Origin of the sequence: Methylobacterium sp. J-043 (assembly GCF_022829505.1) — a bacterium.
In the GTDB taxonomy this organism is placed as follows: domain Bacteria; phylum Pseudomonadota; class Alphaproteobacteria; order Rhizobiales; family Beijerinckiaceae; genus Methylobacterium; species Methylobacterium extorquens_A.
This window is the reverse complement of the sequence record NZ_JAKSYB010000032.1, coordinates 58,731-79,141: the sequence shown is the minus strand read 5'-3', so window position 1 is coordinate 79,141 and position 20,411 is coordinate 58,731. Positions and strand designations below refer to the sequence as shown.

General features: G+C 71.5%; 21 protein-coding genes and 1 riboswitch. Of the genes, 10 read left to right on the top strand and 11 right to left on the bottom strand.

Annotation, left to right across the window (positions count from 1 at the left end; all coding sequences use genetic code 11):
- Nucleotides 1–67 precede the first annotated feature (67 nt).
- From MKK50_RS05905 to MKK50_RS05875, 7 genes are all read right to left on the bottom strand, one after another.
- Complete coding sequence (locus tag MKK50_RS05905; protein ID WP_499021241.1) at nucleotides 68–1,384, bottom strand: hypothetical protein; 1,317 nt, start codon at nucleotides 1,382–1,384, stop codon at nucleotides 68–70.
- Nucleotides 1,384–2,334: a tetratricopeptide repeat protein gene (locus MKK50_RS05900; RefSeq protein WP_499021068.1), complete on the bottom strand. Its 951-nt coding sequence runs from the start codon at nucleotides 2,332–2,334 to the stop codon at nucleotides 1,384–1,386. The genes MKK50_RS05905 and MKK50_RS05900 overlap by 1 nt, the downstream gene beginning before the upstream one ends.
- Entirely contained in the window at nucleotides 2,334–3,257 is a 924-nt protein-coding gene (locus tag MKK50_RS05895; protein WP_499021066.1) for a VWA domain-containing protein, read from the bottom strand. Before MKK50_RS05895 ends, MKK50_RS05900 begins: the two co-directional genes overlap by 1 nt.
- A gap of 11 nt (nucleotides 3,258–3,268) precedes the next feature.
- A complete protein-coding gene (locus tag MKK50_RS05890; protein WP_499021064.1) occupies nucleotides 3,269–4,288 on the bottom strand; it encodes a VWA domain-containing protein in 1,020 nt (339 codons plus the stop codon).
- A gap of 5 nt (nucleotides 4,289–4,293) precedes the next feature.
- On the bottom strand, nucleotides 4,294–4,755 hold the full coding sequence (locus MKK50_RS05885; protein ID WP_499021063.1) for a DUF4381 domain-containing protein: 462 nt from the start codon (nucleotides 4,753–4,755) through the stop codon (nucleotides 4,294–4,296).
- A gap of 123 nt (nucleotides 4,756–4,878) precedes the next feature.
- Complete coding sequence (locus MKK50_RS05880) at nucleotides 4,879–5,808, bottom strand: DUF58 domain-containing protein (RefSeq protein WP_499021062.1); 930 nt, start codon at nucleotides 5,806–5,808, stop codon at nucleotides 4,879–4,881.
- Between the two features lie 5 nt (nucleotides 5,809–5,813).
- Nucleotides 5,814–6,809, bottom strand: a complete 996-nt coding sequence (locus MKK50_RS05875; RefSeq protein WP_499021060.1) for an AAA family ATPase — start codon at nucleotides 6,807–6,809, stop codon at nucleotides 5,814–5,816.
- Between the two features lie 299 nt (nucleotides 6,810–7,108).
- Here MKK50_RS05875 and MKK50_RS05870 point away from each other — a divergent pair, with 299 nt between their 5' ends.
- The 3 genes from MKK50_RS05870 (at nucleotide 7,109) to MKK50_RS05860 (ending at nucleotide 8,960) form a co-directional block, all read left to right on the top strand.
- Complete coding sequence (locus MKK50_RS05870) at nucleotides 7,109–7,825, top strand: MgtC/SapB family protein (RefSeq protein WP_253373938.1); 717 nt, start codon at nucleotides 7,109–7,111, stop codon at nucleotides 7,823–7,825.
- 62 nt (nucleotides 7,826–7,887) lie between these two features.
- A complete protein-coding gene (locus tag MKK50_RS05865) occupies nucleotides 7,888–8,073 on the top strand; it encodes a hypothetical protein (protein WP_499021058.1) in 186 nt (61 codons plus the stop codon).
- A 200-nt stretch (nucleotides 8,074–8,273) separates the two neighbouring features.
- Nucleotides 8,274–8,960 carry an SDR family NAD(P)-dependent oxidoreductase gene (locus MKK50_RS05860; RefSeq protein WP_499021056.1) on the top strand — a complete coding sequence of 229 codons (687 nt, stop codon included), beginning with the start codon at nucleotides 8,274–8,276 and terminating at the stop codon, nucleotides 8,958–8,960.
- Between the two features lie 16 nt (nucleotides 8,961–8,976).
- On the opposite strand, the gene MKK50_RS05855 is transcribed toward MKK50_RS05860, so the two are convergent.
- A complete protein-coding gene (locus MKK50_RS05855; protein WP_253367240.1) occupies nucleotides 8,977–9,348 on the bottom strand; it encodes a hypothetical protein in 372 nt (123 codons plus the stop codon).
- A gap of 311 nt (nucleotides 9,349–9,659) precedes the next feature.
- Here MKK50_RS05855 and MKK50_RS05850 point away from each other — a divergent pair, with 311 nt between their 5' ends.
- On the top strand, nucleotides 9,660–10,520 hold the full coding sequence (locus MKK50_RS05850; RefSeq protein WP_499021054.1) for a C40 family peptidase: 861 nt from the start codon (nucleotides 9,660–9,662) through the stop codon (nucleotides 10,518–10,520).
- Nucleotides 10,521–10,526: 6 nt separating this feature from the next.
- Here MKK50_RS05850 and MKK50_RS05845 read toward each other — a convergent pair whose 3' ends face one another.
- Complete coding sequence (locus MKK50_RS05845; protein ID WP_499021053.1) at nucleotides 10,527–11,678, bottom strand: aminotransferase class I/II-fold pyridoxal phosphate-dependent enzyme; 1,152 nt, start codon at nucleotides 11,676–11,678, stop codon at nucleotides 10,527–10,529.
- A gap of 107 nt (nucleotides 11,679–11,785) precedes the next feature.
- Here MKK50_RS05845 and MKK50_RS05840 point away from each other — a divergent pair, with 107 nt between their 5' ends.
- From MKK50_RS05840 to MKK50_RS05815, 6 genes are all read left to right on the top strand, one after another.
- A complete protein-coding gene (locus MKK50_RS05840; protein WP_499021052.1) occupies nucleotides 11,786–12,016 on the top strand; it encodes a hypothetical protein in 231 nt (76 codons plus the stop codon).
- A gap of 59 nt (nucleotides 12,017–12,075) precedes the next feature.
- Nucleotides 12,076–12,177, top strand: a riboswitch (glycine riboswitch).
- A gap of 147 nt (nucleotides 12,178–12,324) precedes the next feature.
- A complete protein-coding gene (gene gcvT / locus MKK50_RS05835) occupies nucleotides 12,325–13,503 on the top strand; it encodes a glycine cleavage system aminomethyltransferase GcvT (protein ID WP_499021050.1) in 1,179 nt (392 codons plus the stop codon).
- A gap of 26 nt (nucleotides 13,504–13,529) precedes the next feature.
- Complete coding sequence (gene gcvH / locus MKK50_RS05830; RefSeq protein WP_499021048.1) at nucleotides 13,530–13,892, top strand: glycine cleavage system protein GcvH; 363 nt, start codon at nucleotides 13,530–13,532, stop codon at nucleotides 13,890–13,892.
- 192 nt (nucleotides 13,893–14,084) lie between these two features.
- Nucleotides 14,085–16,931, top strand: coding sequence for an aminomethyl-transferring glycine dehydrogenase (gene gcvP, locus MKK50_RS05825; RefSeq protein ID WP_499021046.1), 2,847 nt, complete (start codon nucleotides 14,085–14,087; stop codon nucleotides 16,929–16,931).
- A 79-nt stretch (nucleotides 16,932–17,010) separates the two neighbouring features.
- Complete coding sequence (locus MKK50_RS05820; protein WP_499021044.1) at nucleotides 17,011–18,261, top strand: adenosylmethionine--8-amino-7-oxononanoate transaminase; 1,251 nt, start codon at nucleotides 17,011–17,013, stop codon at nucleotides 18,259–18,261.
- 224 nt (nucleotides 18,262–18,485) lie between these two features.
- On the top strand, nucleotides 18,486–18,884 hold the full coding sequence (locus MKK50_RS05815; RefSeq protein ID WP_253367252.1) for a response regulator: 399 nt from the start codon (nucleotides 18,486–18,488) through the stop codon (nucleotides 18,882–18,884).
- Here the strand turns inward: MKK50_RS05815 and MKK50_RS05810 are convergent.
- Together MKK50_RS05810 and MKK50_RS05805 are read right to left on the bottom strand one after the other, a co-directional pair.
- Nucleotides 18,859–19,878 (bottom strand): NAD-dependent epimerase/dehydratase family protein, encoded by a 1,020-nt coding sequence (locus MKK50_RS05810; protein WP_499021042.1) that lies wholly within the window; start codon nucleotides 19,876–19,878, stop codon nucleotides 18,859–18,861. The genes MKK50_RS05815 and MKK50_RS05810 overlap by 26 nt on opposite strands.
- Nucleotides 19,875–20,408 carry a dTDP-4-dehydrorhamnose 3,5-epimerase family protein gene (locus tag MKK50_RS05805; RefSeq protein WP_499021041.1) on the bottom strand — a complete coding sequence of 178 codons (534 nt, stop codon included), beginning with the start codon at nucleotides 20,406–20,408 and terminating at the stop codon, nucleotides 19,875–19,877. The genes MKK50_RS05810 and MKK50_RS05805 overlap by 4 nt, the downstream gene beginning before the upstream one ends.
- Nucleotides 20,409–20,411: the final 3 nt, after the last annotated feature.

Sequence of the window (20,411 nt, the reverse complement as noted above, 5' to 3'; positions counted from 1 at the left end):
CGCCGGCCCTCACAGGGCCGGTCTGGAACCAAACCAAGGCCGGTCCCAGCTGTTCACCGCCACCCGGTCACGCTTGCGCGACCGGGCCGTCGAGGGGAGCCAGCCGGGGAGTGGGCGTGAGCCCCGCCGAAGTGCCGCGCCTCCGGCGCCGGCCGAGCCGCCGAGCAAGGCCGGGCAGATCGACGGGCTCCGCGCCGGACCCAGCCCGGCCGAACACGTGGCCGTCGAGGGCGGCGAGATCGCGCGCCAGATCCGGCTCCGCCTGCCAGAGCGCGGCAAGATCCGGCTGCGCCTGCGCGGCACGGCCGAGCACCGTCCGGAACGCCGACGCGTCGCCCGCGGCCGCCGCAAGCCGCAGGGCACGGGCCTGCCCGCGGTCGAGTTGCAGCCAGCCCGGACCGGTGCGGAAGCCGATCAAGGCCAGCCCGAGGCCGAAGGCAGCGAGCGCCGCCGCAGCCAGCGCGGACCACGCGGCGGGCCCCGCGGCCTTGAGATCCTCCGCCCGGTCGGTGAGGCCGCCGCCGATCTGGCGCGCGGGAATCTCGGTCTCGCGCATCGTGCGCGTCAGCGTGTCGAACCAGGGGATCTTGATCGCGTCGAGCGGGATCACCTCGGCCACGCCCTTCTTGATGTCCCACTGGTAGGTCGCCCGCGCCACTGGACCGGAGGGCGTGATGATCGTCTCGCGCTTCACCGGGCCGGCGAAGGTGATGATGCCGCGGGTGCGCATAACGGGGCGCGGCGGCAGCCCCTCGGCGAGCATGCCCTGCGCTTCGAGCGTCACGATCCGGCGCGCGGTCTCGCCCTGGTTCAGCGTCTCGGGGTCGGGGTCCCAGGAATCGGTGATCGCCACGTCCCGCGCCGGCAGCCACCACGGTTCGGCCGTATCGGGGCCGCCGCTCGCGCCGGTCCAGGCCGCCACGGGGAAGGGGACGGGCTCGGAGCGCACGTCGATCTGCTTGCGCTCGCCGCCGTCGTTGATCGTCAGGCGGTGGACGAACGGATCGATGGTGAAGGTTCCCGTATGCTGCGGGAAGACCGCGATCGTGCGCTCGAACTCCAGGGCCATCTGCCCGTCGGGCATCCGCGTGCGGCCCCAGCTATCGCGGCCGAGCTGGGTCCAGGAGAAGTTGACGAGGGCGGGCTGGCGCACCTCCTCGAGCAGGATCTGCGTGCGGTAGACCCCGCGCAGGCGCAGCAGCACCATCTCGCGGGCAAAGGGCTGTACCCCGCCGGGGAGATCGGGCGTCACGGTCAGCGTGAGGTCGCCGGGCTCGATGGCGTGAGCGGGGGCGGCGAAGGCCAGCAGGATGAGGAGGGTCGCCAACGGTCCCCTCTCCCCCCTGCGGGATCGGGTGACGCGCCTGAAGACGTCGAAAAGAATTACCACGGGTTGCTGCCTCCCGGGATCGCGGTGCCGGCCTCGATGCGGCGGGCCTGCTCGGCCTTGAGGCGCAGTTTCAGGTAGCGGCCCGGCTCGTCCGGCAGGGTCTGGAGCCAGAGCCGGTCGGGGTGGATCGCGTGCGCCTCGAAGCTCTTGGTGACCCGGCGCGCCTCGCGCTCGGGCGCGGCGGCGACCATGGCCGAGCCGGCACCCTGGCGTCCGCGGCCGGCGGCGTCGCTGGCCGAGCCGCGAGCCTGCCCCTTGCCGGAATCGACCGCCTGCTGCTCGGCCTTGCCGCGGCGGGCCACCGGGCTCGTGCCCGGCAGCGAGGCGGAGGAGCCGCCCTCCTTGTTGCCGGCCAGACCCTCGCCGCTGGCGGTGGCACGGATGTCGTCGTTCTGGTCCTGGTTGGCGGTGTTGTTGTAGCGGGCGCCGTACTGCGCCGAGGCATTGGCGATGCCGCCGCCCTTGCCGCGGTCGATCTCCTCTTCCAGGGCCTTGGCGATCAGCGAGCGGTTGGCCTGCGCGTCGGCGTCGCGCGGGTTGTAGGTCAGCGCGTCGTCGTAGGCTTCCAGCGCGCCTTGCAGGTCGCCGGAGCGGGCGAGCGCGTTGCCGAGGTTGTAGGCGCCGCGCTTGCCCTGCGCCCGGAACAGCGTGATCGCTTCATTGTAGCGCCCGGCCTCGTAGAGGGCGGCGGCGCGCCATGCGGGGGTGTCGAACACGTGAAGGGCCGCGCCGGGCAGGCCGGCCGCCATCAGGAAGCGGCCCAGGGTCGTGCGCGGCTCCGACACGAGCAGCAATCCGAGGAGGCCGCCGCCCGCGAGCGCCAGTCCCGCGATGCGCGCCAGCCGCCGCCAGTGGCGCGGGAAGGCGACGGGCAGCATCCGCCGCAGCGGTGTCGATCGGACGAAGGGGCGAGCAGAGGGGCGAGGCGGGAAAGACGCCAGCATCACGCGCTCCGGCGGAACAGGAGGAGGGCGGGCAAAAGCGCCAGCAGCAGCAGCCAGCGGCCGAGATCGGCGAAGGCGAGCACGCCGTAGCCGTTCGCGGCGAGGTGCTGGGCGGTCGAGGCGCCGACCCGGTCGAGCACCGCCCCGGAGGCGTCGATGTCGGCGGCCCGTCCGCCGCCCGTGCCCGCAAGCCGGTCGAGGGCGGTCCGGTCGGGGCGCGGCGCGCCGGGCGGCAGCGCTTTGCCGGCCGGTACGAACAGGGCGTGGAGCTGCCAGCCCCGGTCCCGGATTGCGGCGGCCTCGCGCTCGGCGGCCTGCCCGATCCCGTCACCGTCGGAGATCAGCACCACGTCGGCGGCGACGACGTTGGCCTCGGCCAGCGTCCGGCGGGCCAGCGCGAGCCCACGCTCCGGATGGCTGCCCCGGTCGGGCACGGTGTCGGCATCGAGCGCGAACAGGGTGGTGGCGAGGCTCTCGCGGTCGTTGGTCGGCGAAAGCGCGGTGTAGGCGTCGCCCGCAAAGACGATCAGCGCCAGCGAGCGGGTGCCCGCGGCCTCCGCCACCGCTTCCGCCGCCTGCCGCGCCTCCTTGAAGCGCCCACCCTCGGTGACCGAGCGGGACAGGTCGAGCACGATCACCGTGGCGTCGAGGTTGCGGAAGGTCGCGGCCTCCGGGCGCTCGACGGCCGGGCCGGTGAGCGCCAGCGCCAGGATGCCGGCGGCGAGCGCGGCGGCGAGGTTGGCCTGCCGCCGCCCGCCGAGCACCGCGCCGCGGCGCGCGAACAGCGCCATCAGGTGCGGATCGACCGCCTTGTTCCAGTCGCCCAGCGGCGCCGAGCGCCACGCCGCGCGCAGCGCGAGCAGAGCCACGACGGGAACCGCCAGGAACCAGAGAGGGCGCAGCAGGGTGAGGGATTCGATCATGCGATTCCCGCTCAGATCCTGCGCCGCGTCGCCAGGAGCCCGCAGGCGCAGAGGAAGGCGAGCGCTGCCGGCCAGGGCCAGAGGTCGCGCCGCAGGGGCAGCGGCGGTGCCTTGGCGCGCCCGCCCTCCAATTCGTCGATGGCGTTGGCGACATTCTCCAAGTCGTCGGTGGTCTTCACGCGGAACGCCCGGCCGCCGCTGGTCTCGGCCATGGTCCGCAGGGTCTCGACATCGACCACGTCCTGCTCGTTGTTGGGGTTGTCGGCCATGTCGATCGGCCCGAGCGCGATGGTGTAGACGCGCACGCCGAGTTCCTTGGCCAGGGCCGCGACGTCCTTCGGCGCGGTCTGGCCGGCATTGTTGGCCCCGTCAGAGAGCAGCACGACGACCTTGTCACGGGCGGGGGACGGCCCTTCGCCGTCGGCCGCCGCGACTTGGGCCGGAGCGAGGCGCTTGAGCGCGAGGCCGAGCCCGTCGCCGATGCCGGTGGAGCGCCCGACGAGGCCGATGGTCGCCTCCTCCAGGGTGCGGGCGACGGTGGCGGTGTCGAAGGTGGGGGCTGCGGCGACGTAGGCCTGATCGGCGAACTCGACGAGGCCGATGCGGTCGCCGGCCCGGCGGCGGATGAACTCGGCGCCGACGCGTTTCACCGCCGCGAGCCGGCTGACGGTCTCGCCGTCGAGGGAGAAGTCCTTGCGCTCCATGCTGCCCGAGAGGTCGAGGGCGAGCACGATCTCTCGGGCCGAGGCCGGCAGCGCAGTCGCGGGCAGGATGAGGCGGGGACCGGCGAGCGCGATGACCAGCGCCGCCCAGAGCGTTCCGACGAGCCAGAGGCGGCGCCGGCCGCGGGCGGCGATGCTCTCGGCGTGCTCCGCCGTGCCGACGAGCGAAGGCGGGACGCGTAAGGCGCCGCTGCCGCCCTGGCGCTCCGGCGGGATCAGCCGGGCGGCGAGCGGCAGGGGCAGGAGCAGCAGGGCGAGCGGCGCCGCGAAGTCGAAGGCGGAGGCGAGGGCCGTGAACCAGGCGGGCATTCGGATCAGGCCCGGATCTGTGAGAGCAGGCGGCCGAGGCCGACATCGATGGCGGCGGGATCGGTCACTTCAGGACGCCGGTAGAGGTCGTCGGCGAAGACGCGGCCGGGACCGGAGCGGAAAAAGTCGGTGGCGAAGGTGGTGTCGAGCGTCGCGGCCCAGTCCGATCCGCGGGTGCGCGCCGCCTCTTCACCCTTCAGGGTGCGCACCACACGGCGCAGCAGCCGGGCCTGCGCGACGCGGCGGGCTTCCGGTTCGAGGTTTCCGGCCAGCGCCAACTCGCGCAGGGCCGCCCGGCGCACTGACGCGCCGCGCCGTGCGCGAACGAGGCGGATCAGTCCGACGAGCAGCGCGAGGCCGAAGCCGAGGGCCAGGGCGGCCACCATCTCGGGCTGCACCGCGCTGGTGCCGGCGGTGGGGAGATGCAGGCCGCGCAGGGTCGAGAGATCGGGGGTGGGGGCCGTCATGCCTCTCCCTTCCGCGCATCGCCTCTCCCCGCACGCGGGGAGAGGGCTCTGCCGACCTCGTCGTCGGCAGAGCGAGCCGCCCTCTCTCCCCGCGTCCGGGAAGAGGGGGATTCGCTTCCAACCTCACAACACCGCATCGAGCCGCTCCATCAGGGGGGCGTAGCTCTCCGGCCCGGCCTCGACGTCGATGCGCAAGCCCTCGACACCGCAGGCATGGAGGCGGGCGAGGCGCGGGTCGACCGCATCGGCGGGCTGGGCCCTGCGATCGGCCTGGACGGTGCCGCGCTGTCCGCCCGGCAGGGCGTAGGGGTAGAGTCCGGCCGGGCGCGCCCGCTCGAAGGCGTCGCTGACCAGCAGAAGGCGGATCGAGAGCCGCTCGGCCAGCGCGGTGATCAGGCTCTCGAAATCCGGCCCCGGCGCATCCAGCGCACTCGCCACGACGAGGTGTCCGCCCGAGGGCAGGAGCGAGCGGGCGAGCGCCAGCGTGTCGGTGAGCGGCGGGTCGTCCGCTGCCGGGCCGGCGAGGGCTTCGGCGTGGGCATGGGCCAGCGCACCGGTGACGGCGGTCATCGCCCGCTCGCCGCCGGCCGGGCGGATCACGGCGGGCTCGGCCCTTCCCGCCACGATCAAGCCGATGCGCCCGCCATCGCCGACGATGCGCCAGCCGAGCAGCGTCAGCGCCTCCGCCGCCGCCACGGAACGCAGTGCCCGCCGGGTGCCGAACAGCATCGAGGGCCGGAAGTCGGCAAGCAGGACCACGGCGCGGTCGCGCTCGTCGTGGTGGGTGCGCACGTGCAATTCGCCGGTGCGGGCGGTGGCGTTGCGGTCGATGAAGCGGCGGTCGTCGCCCTCGGACCAGGGCCGCACGTCGTCCGGCTCCGAGCCGCGCCCGCGCTTGCGCGTGACGATGCCGCCGGGCAGCCCGGCGATGGTGCGGGTCGCGGGCGAGACGCCGCGCCGCGCGAGATGGCGCAGGCTCATGAGCCCGGCGCCCGAAAGGTGGATGCCGGGGGCGTCGGTCAGGTCGCTGGCAGGCGCCGCAGTCGCGGTCATGACGGCTACAGCGCCCGCGTCCGCTCGACCAACCCGCCGATGATGCCCCGCGTGGTGCGCCCCTCGGCCGCCGCACGCCAAGTCAGGCCGATGCGGTGCGCCAGGGCGTCGGCGGCCAGCTCCGAAATGTCCTCGGGCACGACGTGGTCGCGGCCGTGCAGGTAGGCGCGGGCCTTGCCGGCGACCATCAGCGCCAGCGTCCCGCGGGGCGAGGCCGGGTGCTCGATCGCCGCGCGCAGCTCCGGCGCGACGCTGTCGCCGCGGGTGCCGGCCACGAGCCGCACGAGATAATCCTTGAGGGCGGGCGAGACGTAGGTCGCGAGCGCGGCCTCGCGGGCGGCGATCACCTCGGCGACCGAGAGCTTTACCGGCATCGCCTCGGCGTGGTGGTTCAATTCGCCTTCGACGAGATCGAGGATGCGGCGCTCGGAGGCCTCGTCCGGCATCTCGACGACGACGTGGAGCAGGAAGCGGTCGAGCTGCGCCTCGGGCAGCGGGAAGGTGCCCGCATGCTCGATCGGGTTTTGCGTCGCCACCACCATGAACGGGTCGGGCAGGCGGTGGGTGTGGCCCGACACCGTGATCTGCCCCTCGGCCATGGATTCCAGCAGAGCCGACTGCACCTTGGGCGGCGCGCGGTTCACCTCGTCCACGAGGATCAGCGAGTGGAACAGCGGTCCCGGCAGGAACTCGAAGCTGCCCGCATCCTGGCGCCAGACGGTGGTGCCGGTGAGGTCGGCGGGCATCAGGTCCGGCGTGCACTGCACGCGGGCGAAGGAGCCGTCGAGCCCGTCCGACAGGCGCTTGACCGCGCGGGTTTTGGCGAGCCCCGGTGCACCCTCGATCAGCAGGTGGCCGCCGGTCAGGAGCCCGATCAGCAGGCGCTCGACCAGCTTGTCGGCGCCGATCAGCCCGTGGCTCAGCCCGTCGCGAAGCTGGAGGATGCGGTCGCGGACGGGCGCCGCCCCGACTGCGGGCGTGGCGAGTGCCTCGACGCTCATACTAGCGCCTCTGCCAGCGCCGTCGCCGATGCCGGTCGAGCCTCGACCCTCGTCGCAGGAGAAAGATCCTGCCGCATGCGCGTCTCCTCAACGTGGGTTTTTCTTAAGGCTCCCACAATCCTGCCGGTGTGCCCGCTGCCCGGTCGCCGCGTCAATCCCGCGCGGCAGCCCTGGCCATGGGCAAATTGACCGCACGCGACCGGGTGTGCGTTCGGATCGATGACGTTTCGTCACGCAACCGTCACGCTCGTGCGACAGCGGGGAAACCGCGCGACACCAAAATGGTCACCGAACGCTCCATGCCCGGCCCCTTTCCCTTCCCCACGCCCGAAGCCGTGAATTCCGGCATCAGCCTCGCCGTCGCCTTCGGCCTCGGCACCCTGATCGGGGTCGAGCGGCAGTATCGGCAGCGCAGCGCGGGCTTGCGCACTGCCGTGCTGGTGGCACTCGGCGCGTCCGCTTTCGTCGATCTCGGCATGCGGCTGACCGGCGGCGAGGGGGCGACCCGCGTGGTGGCCTACGTCGTCTCCGGCATCGGCTTCCTCGGCGCGGGCGTGATCATGAAGGAGGGGATGAACGTGCGCGGCCTCAACACCGCCGCGACCCTCTGGTGCGCGGCGGCCGTCGGGGCCTTCGCCGGAGCCGACCTGCCCTTGGAGGCCTGCTTCGTCACCATCGCCGTGCTGGCCGGCAACACGCTGCTGCGCCCGCTCGTCAACCTCATCGACCGCATCCCCATCGACGAGAGCGCGACCGAGGCGACCTACGCCGTGCAGGTGACGGTGCCGGCCGAGACCGCCGGCCTCGCCCGCGACCTGCTGGTGGAGCGCCTGGAAGCGGCGGATTACCCCGTCGGCTCGACCGAGGTGGAGGAGCGCGGCGAGACCACCGTCGACGTCATCGCGACGCTCACCGCCACCACGGTCCACGCCAAGGATCTCGACGCCGTGGTGGCCGATCTGGAGAAGCGGCCGGAGGTACGCCACGCGACGTGGTCGGTGCAGACGGGGGATTGAGGCGGCTCGCTCGGGCGGCCGGACCATGCCACCGTGGTCGCCACAGCCGAGGGAAGCATGGCATGGCGAAGCTCGTAAGGGCTGGTGACACGGGCAAGGCACGCTCGACACGGCCCACCGAACCACCGGCCAAGCCGCGGCGCTTCACACTCTCGGATCTTCTCGTCGGTGCCGAGCAACTTCCGAAGTTTCATGAGGGCGTGAAGAGCGCCCTCGACGGTCCCTCTGTCGGCGCGGAACTCGGCTGATCGGCCTTCGTATCCAATCCGCGCCCCCGTCCTGAGGTGCCCGCGCGAGCCGGCCTCGAAGGGTGTTCCAGATCCCGCGCGATGACGGGAAGATCCTTCGAGGCTTCGCTCCGCACCTCAGGATGAGGGGAGGGATTGGACAAGACCTGTCTCTCGGCAACGCGAACAAAGCTTGAAGTCAGGACTGCTGGATCATCCCCATGAGCTATCCCCGGAAACACGCCCTGATCGTCGGTGCCTCCCGCGGCCTCGGGCTCGGGCTGACCGAGACCTTCCTGCGGCGCGGCTGGCAGGTCACCGCGACCCGGCGCGGGGCCGCGCCCGGTCTCGAACGGCTCGCGGCGGAGGGTGTGCGGGTCGAAACGGTCGATATCGACGACGACGCGTCCGTTGCCGCCCTGCACGAACGGACGCGGCACGAACAATTCGATCTCGTCTTCGTGGTGGCCGGCGTGCTGATCGAGGCGGACAAGCCGCTCAACGCGGTGTCGCGGGCGGTCCACGCGCAGGTCTACCTGACCAATGCGGTGAGCCCGATCCTGTTCGCGGACGCCTTTGCCGAGACTCTTGCGCCCGGCGGCACGCTCGCCTTCATGTCCTCGGTGCTGGGCAGCGTCGGTCTCAACACCGAGGGCGGCTGGGAGAACTACCGGGCGAGCAAGGCGGCGCTCAACACCAATGCCCGGAGCTTCGCGGCGCGCCACGCCGACCGCGCGTTCGGCGTGCTGCTGCTGCATCCGGGCTGGGTCGCCACCGATATGGGCGGCGAAGGGGCCGACCTCGACGTGGCGACGAGTGCGGCCGGGCTGGCGGACGTGATCGAGGCGAGAGCCGGACGACCGGATCTCGCCTTTCTCGACCACTGGGGCGAGACGCTACCCTGGTGAATCGTCCGGTGGTTCGTCAGCGGCGCGGGTCGAGGGGCCGGCTGCGGCGCTCGACCACCACGGTCGGGCGGCTGCGGCGCTCGACGATCACCGCCCGCGGCGGGGCGCGGTTCGGGCTCGTCGGCGCGAGGATGCGCTGCTCCAGCGGCCGGTGCGCCGGGCGCGCCGCTGCGGCCTTCGCGGCGGCGACCACATGGGGGCGCACCTCGTCCGGGGCGAGGCCGATTAGCCCGCAGGCGATCTCCACCTGCTGCTCGACGTCGTCGGCCAGATCCTGGGCGGCGGCGACCGCCTCGGCGACCGTGGGCGGCTCGCGCCGCACCCGGATCGGAGGCAGATCCTGAAAGCTCTTCGGAGATTTTTTCACGGCACGACTCGCGGTCTTCATGCACCGATCATAGGACGGCCCGTCTGGTTTGTGCATTGCACACAAATCGGACGTGACGGACCGCCGGCCGCATGGCTTGCCGGGCGGACGCCCCGCTCGTCGAGCATGCAGGATGCGCGCCGATGTGAGTCGGCGCCAGCACATTCGTTGACGGGGCCATCCGGCGGATACAACCCATGGCGGTCATAGTGTCGCGGCAGCGCAGCAAATGGGTTCCCGAATACGGAGATCGACGGGCCGCGCGAAAATCGGCGGCTTTGTGATCGCACATCCCGAATCCCGCCCCGATCCTGCGCCACGCACGCTCCACGATGCCAGACACACGCGATCCCCGCCTCACCCCGGCCCGGTCCGACCTAGCCGACATCCGCCTGAAAGGCGTCGTGACGGCGGAACGCTACGTCGCGGGCGTGCCGGCACGGGTCGTCGTGCCCTCAGCCCCCTTGCGCCGCGCGCCGCGCCTCGAAGCCGGGCTTGAAACCGAGGCGGTGATGGGCAACGCCGTGACGGTGTTCGACCGCCGTGACGGGTTCGCCTGGGGTCAGATCGCCCGCGACGGCTATGTCGGCTACCTGCCGGAGGCCGCACTCGGGGCCGTCGATCCGGCACCGACCCACCGGGTCGCGGCTCTGCGCACCTTCGTCTACCCGGCGCCGGACCTGAAGCGCCCGCATGTCGCCCATCTCAGCCTCGGCGCCGCCTTCGCGGCGCAGGCGCAGGAGGGCGAGTATTGGCGGCTTGCCAGCGGCGGCTACGTCTTCGCCGGCCACGCCGTGCCGATTGGGACCACCGCGCCCGATTTTCCGGCCACCGCTGAGCGGCTTGTCGGCACGCCCTATCTCTGGGGCGGGCGCACCAGCCTCGGCCTCGATTGCTCGGGCCTCGTCCAGCTCTGCCTGGAAACCGCGGGTCTTGCCTGCCCGCGCGATGCGGACCAGCAAGAGCGGGCCCTCGGCGACGCCCTGCCGCCGGGGCTCGAAGGGCTGCGGCGCGGCGACCTCGTGTTTTGGAAAGGCCATGTCGGGCTGATGCTCGACGCCGACCGGCTCATCCACGCCAACGGCCACCACATGGCGGTGGCGGTGGAGCCTTTGCGCGAGGCGGTCGAGCGCATCGCGGTCAAGAGTTTCGGCGCCGTCACCTCGATCCGCCGGCTCGATCCGATCACCTGAGGGCGTTCAGCCGGCGCGGACGCTTTCCGGCGCCAGTTCGGCCAAAGCCTCGGCTAGGGCATCGACCTGCCCCTCGTCATGGGCCGCCGAGAAGGCGACCCGAAGGCGGGCGGTGCCCGGCGCCACCGTCGGCGGGCGGATCGCCACCACGAGGAAGCCGCGCGCCTCAAACGCCGCAGAGAGGGCGAGTGCTGCCTCCGCCGCGCCGATGAGAACCGGCACGATCGGGCTCATAGCTTCGGGCAGGCCGAGGCGGGCGGTGAAGCGGCGGGCGAGCGCCAGCGGCCGGGCGGCGCGATCCGGTTCGGTCTCGACGATGTCGAGGGCGGCGAGCGCCGCGGCGGCGGAGGCCGGCGGCAGGCCGGTGGTGTAGACGAGGCTGCGCGCCCGGCTCGTCAGCAGGTCGATCACGGGCCGCGAGGCGCAGAGATAGCCGCCATAGGAGCCCAGCGTCTTCGACAGCGTGCCCATTTCGAGCGGCGCGCGCTGGCCGGGCTCGACCACGCCGAGGCCGTGGGCGTCGTCCACCAGCGTCCAGGCGTCGTACTCTTCCGCGATGGCGAGGATCTCGGGGAGCGGCGCCCGGTCGCCATCCATGCTGAACACCCGCTCGGTCAGGATCAGCGCCCGCCGCGCCGCGCCGCGATGCTCGGCGAGAAGCGCGCGCAACTGCGCCATGTCGTTGTGGGCGAAGCGCACGGTCCGCGCGCCCGACATCGTCGCGCCGGCGAACAGGCAGGAATGGCCGAGTTCGTCGATCATAATCAGGTCGCCCGCGCCGACGAGGGCCGGGGCGATGCCGAGATTGGCGAGATAGCCCGAGCCGAAGACCAGCGCGGCTTCCTTGCCCTTGTGCCGCGCGAGCCGCTCTTCCAGCGCCGCGAGCGGGGGGGAATTGCCGGTCACCAGCCGCGAGGCTCCCGCGCCCGCGCCGTAGCGGGCCAGCGCTTCGGTGGCTGCCGCGATCACACGCGGATCGTGGGCGAGGCCGAGATAATCGTTGCAGGAGAAGGAGATGAGCGCGCGGCTCTCCCGCTCGGCTGCCGCCTCGGGGCCGCGGGCGGTCACGGCCAGACGGCGGCGCAGGGCGGCGGCTTCGAGGCCGGCGAGCTTTTCTCCGGCGAAGGCGTCGAGGCTGTGAGAGGGGTTCGGCGACATGGCACGTTGAAGGCGACGGCGCTCGGGGGATGTCAAGCCGACGGTGACGGGCGCGGCGAACCCCGTGCGGGGCAGTGCGTTGCACAGGCTCTGCAGGAACCCCCGCCATGCCGCGCCTCCGCCGCGTCGTCCTTCTGCTGATGGCTTGTGCCGGTTTCCTGGTCAGCCCGGTGCCAACCTCGGCCGGCCCGGCTCAATCCTACCTGTTCGGCGAGCAGCGCTTCCGCACTGCCTGCCGCCCGCCGCTGAAATACGCGGCCGGGGCCTGCCTCCGCCGCTGCCCGGCGGGTTACGAGAGCTTTCGCGGCTACTGCCGGCTGCGCAACATGATGCGCTGATCGTCACCGGACTTGGCTTGCGCGAGGGGGCGCAAAGTGCGAGCCTTCCGGCGTCCGATACAGACGATACGGGAGAGCCCAGGCCCATCGAAAGATGAGTCATGGCGCCGACGGAGCAACCACCCCCGGAAACTCTCAGGCACAATCACCGTATCGTTGGACAATCTGGAGAGAGGCGCCGTCCGGCGCCCACCGAAGGAGAAACCTCGCTCGAATATTGAGTGAGGGAAGCTCTCAGGTAAGCGTGACAGATGGGGGCAACTTGCCAGCCGGCCGGCGGGCAAGATCCGTCTGTCGCGGAGTGCCCGATGAGTCTGCAAGCTGCCGGGGCCTTGAGCCCTGCCGCCCCCGTTTCCGCTGATCCGCTGGCACAGACGCCGCTGCACGCGCTCCATCGGCGCCTCGGCGCCAAGATGGTGCCGTTCGCGGGCTACGCGATGCCGCTGCAATACCCCGCCGGGCTCTTGAAGGAGCATCTGCACACGCGGGCAGCGGCCGGCCTGTTCGACGTGTCGCATATGGGCCAGATCGCGCTGACGCCCCGCTCCGGCGACGTCGCGGAAGCGGCCCGCGCGCTCGAGGCGCTGATCCCCGTCGACATTCTCGGGCTTCCCGAGGGCCGCCAGCGCTACGGCTTTCTCACCGACGCGGCCGGCGGCATCCTCGACGACCTCATGGTCGCGCGCCTGCCCGGCCGGCTCCAGATCGTGGTCAACGCCGCCAACAAGGCGGCCGGTTTCGCGCATCTGCGCGCCCATCTGCCGGACGGCATCGACCTGAGGCTCGTGCCGGATGCGCTGATCGCGCTCCAGGGCCCGAAGGCGGCCGCGGTGCTGGCGCGGCTGGCGCCCGTGACCGAGGCGATGCGCTTCATGGATGTGCGCACGGTCGCGATCCTCGGCGCGCACTGCCTTGTCAGCCGCTCCGGCTATACCGGTGAAGACGGCTTCGAGATTTCCGTGCCGGCCGAGCGCGCCGAGGCCGTGGCCGAAGCCCTGCTCGCGGACTCCGAGGTGCTGCCGGTCGGCCTCGGTGCCCGCGATTCCCTGCGCCTCGAAGCCGGCCTGCCGCTCCACGGCGCCGACATCGACCCCGGCACCAGCCCGGTCGAGGCGAGCCTCGCCTGGGCGATCTCCCCCGCCCGCCGGAGGGGCGGCGCCCGCGAAGGCGGTTTTCCGGGTGCGGACACGATTCTCCCCGCGATGGCGAGCGGGCCCGCTCGGCGCCGCGTCGGCCTGCGCCCCGAGGGCCGCGCGCCGGTACGAGCGGACGCCCCGCTCTTCGCTGCGGAGGCCGGCGGCGAGCCGGTCGGCCGCGTGACCTCCGGCGGCTTCGGCCCGAGCCTCGGGGCGCCCGTCGCCATGGGCTTCCTGCCGGCGGCGCTCGCCGCCCCCGGCACCCGCGTCTTCGCCGAGGTGCGCGGCCAGCGGCTCCCCCTCGTCGTCTCCCCGCTTCCCTTCGTCCCGGCCGGCTTCAAGCGCGGCTGATCCCTCTCGTGTCAGGAGTTTTGACCATGCTGCGTTTCACCGACGAGCACGAATGGCTGCGCCTTGATGGCGACGTCGCCACGGTCGGCATCACCGCGCACGCCGCCGAACAGCTCGGCGACCTCGTCTTCATCGAGTTGCCGAAGGTCGGCGCGACGCTGACCAAGGGCGAGGCGGCCGCCGTGGTCGAGTCCGTCAAGGCGGCCTCGGACGTCTACGCGCCGCTCTCCGGCGAAGTCACCGAGGTCAACGAGGCGGCGGTCGCCGACCCGGCCTCGGTCGGCACCGACCCGCAGGGCGGCGGCTGGCTCTACCGGATCAAGCTCGACGATCCGTCGGCCATGGACGGGCTGATGGACGAGGCGGCCTACGCGGCGTTCGCAAAGTAGCGCCGGCCTGAGTTGTCCCACCCATCGCCCTCATTCTGAGGTGCCGGAGCGCAGCGGAGGCCTCGAAGGAGACCTCCAGAACTCGCCGTGATCCCTGGAGCCCTCGTTCGAGGCTGCCTTCGCAGCACCTCAGGAGAGGGGACGGAGCGGGTGGCTCGGCGCGCGGCATCCGCCTTCGAAAGGCTGCCCCCCATGAAATACGATCGCCACGACCCCTTCGATTTCGCCGCGCGCCGCCATATCGGCCCGAAGCTCTCCGAGATCGACCAGATGCTGGAGACGGTCGGCGCCAAGTCGCTGCACGCGCTGATCGACGAGACCCTGCCCCCCGACATCCGGCAGGCCGAGTACATCGATTTCGGCGTCTCGCTCACCGAGCGCCGCTCGCTCGAAAAGCTGCGCGCCACCGCCGACAAGAACCGCCTGCTCGTCTCGCTGATCGGCCAGGGCTACCACGGCACGACGATGCCGCCGGCGATCCAGCGCAACATCTTCGAGAACCCGGCCTGGTACACCGCCTACTCGCCCTACCAGCCCGAGATCAGCCAGGGCCGGCTCGAGGCGCTGCTCAACTTCCAGACCCTGGTCTGCGATCTCACCGCGCTCGACATGGCCAACGCCTCGCTGCTCGATGAGGCGACCGCCGCGGCGGAGGCGATGGGCATGGCCAAGCGCGTGGCGAAGTCGGAGAACAACGCCTTCTTCGTCGATCGCGACTGCCTGCCCCAGACCATCGCCGTGCTGAAGACCCGCGCAGCCCCGCTCGGCTGGGAAGTCGTCGTCGGCGATCCCTTTGTCGATCTGGACCCATCCGCGGTGTTCGGGGCGCTGTTCCAGTATCCCGGCGTGAACGGCGCGGTTCACGATTTTTCCGATCTCATCGCCGGGCTGCATGAAGCCGGCGCGCTCGCCGCGGTCGCCGCCGACCCGCTCGCGCTGACGCTGCTGAAGGCGCCGGGCGAGATGGGGGCCGACATCGCCGTGGGCTCGATGCAGCGCTACGGCGTGCCGATGGGCTATGGCGGCCCGCATGCCGCCTATCTTGCCACCCGCGAGGCCCACAAGCGCGCGCTGCCCGGCCGCATCGTCGGCGTCTCGGTCGATGCCCGCGGCAACCGCTCGTACCGGCTCGCGCTCCAGACCCGCGAGCAGCATATCCGCCGTGAGAAGGCGACCTCGAACATCTGCACCAGCCAGGTGCTGCTTGCGGTCATCGCCTCGATGTTCGCGGTCTATCACGGGCCGGCCGGCCTCAAGGCCATCGCGCTGCGCGTCCACCGCGACGCCGTGCGCCTCGCCGCGGGGCTGGAGCGGCTCGGCTTCGCGGTCGAGCCCGCGCACTTCTTCGACACGGTCACCGTGAGGGTCGGCGCGTTCCAGGGCGTGATCCTGAAGAGCGCGGTCGAGAACGGGGTGAACCTGCGCCGCATCGGTACGGACCGCATCGGCATCAGCGTCGATCAGCGCACCCGGCCCGACATCATCCAGGCGGTGTGGCGCGCCTTCGGGGGTACCGAGCTGGCCTATGACGAGGCCTATCCCGAGCCGCGCCTGCCGGCGGAGCTGGAGCGGACCTCGGACTACCTGACCCACCCGATCTTCCACATGAACCGGGCCGAGAGCGAGATGACGCGCTACATGCGCCGGCTCAGCGATCGCGATCTGGCGCTCGACCGGGCGATGATCCCGCTCGGCTCCTGCACGATGAAGCTCAACGCCACCGCCGAGATGCTGCCGATCTCCTGGCCGGAATTCTCGGAGCTGCACCCGTTCGTGCCGGATGATCAGGCGCTGGGCTACAAGGAGCTCATCGACGACCTGTCCCTGAAGCTCTGCGCGATCACCGGCTACGACGCGATCTCGATGCAGCCGAATTCCGGCGCGCAGGGCGAGTATGCGGGGCTGCTCGCCATCCGCCGCTACCACCTCTCGCGCGGGGAGGGGCACCGCACCGTCTGCCTGATCCCGTCCTCGGCCCACGGCACCAACCCGGCCTCGGCCCAGATGTGCGGCATGAGCGTGGTCGTGGTCGGCGCCGACGCCCACGGCAACATCGATGTCGAGGATTTTGCGAAGAAGGCCGAGCTGCACGCCGACAAGCTGGCCGCCTGCATGATCACCTATCCGTCCACGCACGGCGTGTTCGAGGCGCGGGTGCGCGAACTCTGCGACATCGTCCACCGGCACGGCGGACAGGTCTATCTCGACGGCGCCAACCTCAACGCCATGGTGGGGCTGGCCCGGCCGGGCGACATCGGCGCCGACGTCAGCCATCTCAACCTACACAAGACCTTCTGCATCCCGCATGGCGGCGGCGGGCCGGGCATGGGTCCGATCGGCGTGAAGACGCACCTGATCCCGTTCCTGCCCTCCGATCCGCGCTCGGGCGAGGAGGGCGCGGTCTCGGCCGCCGCCTTCGGCTCGGCGTCGATCCTGCCGATCTCGTGGAGCTACTGCCTGATGATGGGCGGGCGCGGCCTGACACAGGCGACGCGGGTGGCGATCCTCAACGCCAACTACATCGCTCGGCGGCTCGATGGGGCCTACACCATCCTCTACGCCGGGCGGAACGGCCGCGTCGCGCACGAGTGCATCGTCGATGTGCGGCCCTTTCAGAAGAGCACGGGCGTCACCGTCGAGGACATCGCCAAGCGCCTGATCGATTGCGGCTTCCACCCGCCGACCATGAGCTGGCCGGTGGCGGGCACGCTGATGATCGAGCCGACCGAATCCGAGACCAAGGCCGAGATCGACCGCTTCTGCGACGCCATGCTGGCGATCCGCGAGGAGATCCGGGCGATCGAGGACGGGCGGATGGACCGGGCGAACAACCCGCTCAAGAACGCCCCGCACACGGTGCAGGACCTGATCGGCGCCTGGGAGCGGCCCTATTCGCGGGAGGCCGCCTGCTTCCCGTCGGGGTCGCTGCGGATGGACAAGTACTGGCCGCCGGTGAACCGCGTCGACAACGCCTACGGCGACCGCAACCTCGTCTGCTCCTGCCCGCCGACCGAGGCCTACGGCGAGGCGGCGGAGTAGAGCCGCCGCGTGCCCCTCCCCATCAGGGGAGGGGCTGTGCGCGTTTGACTCCGTCAGCGCCACCCCTCAATCCCCGCGCATGACCGCGCTCGATCACCACCACCTCTGGCGCCCCTACACCCAGATGAAGACCGCCGCGCCGCCGCTGGAGGCGATCGCGACGCGGGGCACGCGCATCACGCTGAAAGGCGGGCGTGAACTCATCGACGGCATCGCCTCGTGGTGGACGGCCGTGCACGGCTACAACCATCCGCACATCGCGGCGGCCATGGCCGACCAGCTCCTGCGGATGCCGCACGTGATGTTCGGCGGCCTCACCCACGCCCCGGCCGAGCGGCTGGGCGCGCGCCTCGCCGGGCTGCTGCCGGGCGATCTCAACCACGTCTTCTTCACCGATTCCGGCTCGGTCGCCGTCGAGGTCGCGCTGAAGATGGCGGTGCAGCTCTGGCTCAACCGCGGCGAGACCGGGCGCACCCGCGTGCTCGCCTTCCGCGGCGGCTATCACGGCGACACGATGGGCGCGATGTCGGCCTGCGACCCCGAGGAGGGGATGCACCGCCGCTTCGGCGCCTACCTGCCGACGCAGGTCTTCGCGGAGCTGCCGCGCACGGCCGAGGCGGAGGCCGCCCTCGATGCCGCGCTCGCCCGCCACCGCCACGAACTCGCGGCGGTGATCGTCGAGCCGCTGGTGCAGGGGGCGGGCGGGATGTTGACCCATCCGCCGGAGGTGCTCGCCACGGTCGCCCGCCTCGCCCGCCGCCACGGCCTGCCGCTCATCGCCGACGAGATCTTCACCGGGTTCGGCCGGACCGGAACGATGTTCGCCTGCGTGCAGGCCGGCATCGTGCCCGACATCCTCTGCCTGTCGAAGGCGCTGACCGGCGGGACGATGGCGCTCGCCGCCACGGTGGCCACCACCGAGATCTTTTCCGCCTTCTGGTCGGACGAGGCATCGGCGGCCCTGATGCACGGGCCGACCTTCATGGCGAACCCGCTCGCCTGCGCGGCGGCGAATGCCAGCCTCGACTTGTTCGAGGCCGAGCCACGGCTCGCACAGGCTCAAGCGATCGCCGCACGCTTGCAGGAGGGGCTCGCCCCCCTGACCCGGTTGCCCGGTGTGCGGGACGTTCGGGTGCTCGGCGCCATCGGCGCGGTGCAATTCGCGAGTGCGCCCGATCTTGCCGACCTCAAGCGGCGTTTCGTAGAGCGCGGCGTCTGGGTGCGCCCGTTCGGCGACATCGTCTACCTCACTCCCGCACTCACCATCGATGCGGGTGACCTCGACCGTCTGATCGCGGCGGTGACGGCGGTGACCGAGGCTGTGGCATGAGGGCCGCTCGCCGTGCGGCGTGAAGCTTGCGAGCTTGTCCGCAGAGAACCACGGGACCCTGCAACCCGCAGCGGGGTTACTCGTTGGATGATCGCAGCGCGGCGCTTCCCGGCATGGGAAACGGCCAAGTCTGTGAGTGGACGAGGTCTGTGAGCAGGCTAATTCTGTCAACAACAAGTCTGCGAGCAACTTGGGCCGCTGGAGCAAATCGGGGAGAGCGTAAGGTGGCGAGCCAGACCGAGACGACGAATCCGGAAGCCGACCGTCCCGTCATCCTCATCGTCGAGGACGAGGCCCTGACCATCATGGACCTCGGCGACGTGCTGGAAGAGGGCGGCTACGACACCGTGCAATGTGCTTCCGCCGAACGCGCGCTGTCCATCCTTCAGGCGCGGCCCGACATCTGCGGCCTCGTGACGGATGTGCAGCTCTCGGGCCGGGTCGATGGGTTCGATCTGGCCAGTTCCGTCGCTCAGGCGCGGCCGAACCTGCCGATCCTGATCGTGTCCGGCCGCGCCTCGCCCGATCCCGAGCGCATGCCGGAAGGCGCGCAGTTCATCGCTCGCCCTTGCGCGGGTGAGGATATCCTGGCCCGCCTCAAGGGGCTGATGCCGCATTGCTGAGCGCAGTGCGCCAAGCCGCCACGGTTTGCGCCAGCCCCTGTGCGAGATCGTAGCGCGGGTAAAAGCCGGCCTCGTTCGCCAGGCGCCGAATGTCGGCCTCGATGCAGGCCGGCTCCGTCGGGCCGAGGGGGCGGGCGCCGAAATCGATCAGGTCGGGGCGTCCGGTGAGCGCACCGATCGTTTCCAGAATGCGACGCACCGGCACCGCTTCGCCCGAGCCGATATTGACCGGACCCACCACGTTCGAGTCGAGTAGGGCCGCGAAGGCTGCGCCGGCATCGGCGACATGGAGAAAGTCGCGCTGCTGGCGGCCCTCGCTGGTGGCGAGGCGCTGCCCCGTGAGCAGTGCCCGCGCCGCATCGCCGACGAGCCGGCTCGGCGTCTCGCCGGGGCCGTAGAGGTAGAACAACCTTCCCCAAGCGAGGGAGAGGCCGGCGGGCGTCGCGTAGGCTTCCAGGATACGGCGCAGGCTGTCCTTGGCAGCGCCGTAGAGCGTCGCGGGGTGGCAGGGAGCGGATTCAACAAGGCGGCCCTCTTGGACATCCGCTTCATCCCCTCTCCCCGCATGCGGGGAGAGGGCTTCGGCGACCCTGTCGTCGCGACCCTCTCCCCGCATGCGGGGAGAGGGGAGGCTTGCGATCTCCGTCCAATCGTACTCGGCACAGGTTCCGGCCACGACCGCGCGGGTGCCGCCCGCCTCTCGGAACGTCCGCACGAGGTCGAGGCTCGCGGCCGTCCAATCGAGGTTGTCCGGCGCCTGCCAGTAGCGGCCGGGTGTGGTGACCCAGGCGAGATGCAGCAGGTGGCTCGCCGAGGCGGCCTGCACGGCGGCGCGTCTCTGAACCGGGTCGAGCAGGTCGGCGGCGTGGAAGGCGTGGACATCCGCCGGCGCGGTCCGGCCGAGGGCGTGGACCTCGAAACCACGAGCGGCCAGAGCGGCGATCGCGTGGCGCCCGACGAAGCCGGCTCCGCCGGTGACGAGAACCCGCTTCACCGCCCCGCCCAATCCGGGAAGGCGAGGTCGCGCGGTGCGATGACGGTGACCGGTTCGGGCCATGCGAACCCGAAGGCGGGATCGTCCCAGCGTACGCCGTCCGCGGCGGATGCCACGAAGGGCCGGTCGATCATGTAGAGGATCTCGGCGTCGTCGCTCAGCGTCTGGAAGCCGTGGGCGAGGCCCGCCGGGATGTAGAGGCCGTGGCGGTTCACGGCCGAGAGCGTCACGGATGCGGTTTGGAGATAGGTCGGTGAATCGGGCCGCAGATCGATCACCGCATCGTGGATCGCGCCGCCCGTGCAGCGCACGAGCTTCGTCTCGGCGTGGGGCAGCTTCGAAAAGTGCATTCCGCGCACGGTGCCGCGGCGATGATTGAACGACACGCTCGATTGCGTGAAGCGCCCGATCAGCCCCCGCTCCGCGAACTCGCTCTCGCACTGGGTGCGGGCGAAGAAGCCGCGCTCGTCCGCGTGCGGCTCGGGCACGACGCGAAATAGGCCGGGCAGCGCGAGTTCCTCGAAGATCATCGG